1 rRNA gene is annotated in these 1,185 nt (G+C 54.1%); it reads left to right on the top strand.

The window, feature by feature from the left end:
- Positions 1–1,125: ribosomal RNA gene (locus DBR22_RS05755) — 23S ribosomal RNA — on the top strand; the annotation flags it as partial.
- Between the last annotated feature and the right edge of the window lie 60 nt (positions 1,126–1,185).

Here is a 1,185-nt window from a genome sequence, read left to right as displayed (position 1 = left end):
AAAACACAGGTCCGTGCGAAGTCGCAAGACGATGTATACGGACTGACTCCTGCCCGGTGCTGGAAGGTTAAGAGGACCGGTTAGCCTCACGGCGAAGCTGAGAATTCAAGCCCCAGTAAACGGCGGTGGTAACTATAACCATCCTAAGGTAGCGAAATTCCTTGTCGGGTAAGTTCCGACCTGCACGAATGGAGTAACGACTTCCCCGCTGTCTCAACCATAAACTCGGCGAAATTGCAGTACGAGTAAAGATGCTCGTTACGCGCAGCAGGACGGAAAGACCCCGAGACCTTTACTATAGTTTGGTATTGGTGTTCGGAGTGGCTTGTGTAGGATAGGTGGGAGACGTTGAAGCCCGGACGCCAGTTCGGGTGGAGTCATCGTTGAAATACCACTCTGGTCACTTTGGACATCTAACTTCGGCCCGTAATCCGGGTCAGGGACAGTGCCTGATGGGTAGTTTAACTGGGGCGGTTGCCTCCTAAAAAGTAACGGAGGCGCCCAAAGGTTCCCTCAGCCTGGTTGGCAATCAGGTGTCGAGTGTAAGTGCACAAGGGAGCTTGACTGTGAGAGAGACATCTCGAGCAGGGACGAAAGTCGGGACTAGTGATCCGGCGGTACATTGTGGAATGGCCGTCGCTCAACGGATAAAAGGTACCTCGGGGATAACAGGCTGATCTTGCCCAAGAGTCCATATCGACGGCATGGTTTGGCACCTCGATGTCGGCTCGTCGCATCCTGGGGCTGGAGTAGGTCCCAAGGGTTGGGCTGTTCGCCCATTAAAGCGGTACGCGAGCTGGGTTTAGAACGTCGTGAGACAGTTCGGTCCCTATCCGCTGCGCGCGCAGGAAATTTGAGAAGGGCTGTCCTTAGTACGAGAGGACCGGGACGGACGAACCTCTGGTGTGTCAGTTGTACTGCCAAGTGCACCGCTGATTAGCTACGTTCGGATGGGATAACCGCTGAAAGCATCTAAGCGGGAAGCTCGCTTCGAGATGAGATTTCCATACACCTTGTGTGTGAGAGGCCCCCAGCCAGACCACTGGGTTGATAGGCCGGATGTGGAAGCGAGGACTAACGACTCGTGAAGCTGACCGGTACTAATAGGCCGATAACTTACACCACACACCACCCCGCAAACGGATTCAAAAGCGTTTGCACCACGGGGTCGGTAAAAAGATAAAT

The organism is Arthrobacter sp. HMWF013 (genome assembly GCF_003061105.1).
Taxonomy (GTDB): domain Bacteria; phylum Actinomycetota; class Actinomycetes; order Actinomycetales; family Micrococcaceae; genus Arthrobacter.
The sequence above is the reverse complement of the archived record's forward strand: the minus strand, read 5'-3'. Positions and strand labels throughout refer to the sequence as shown.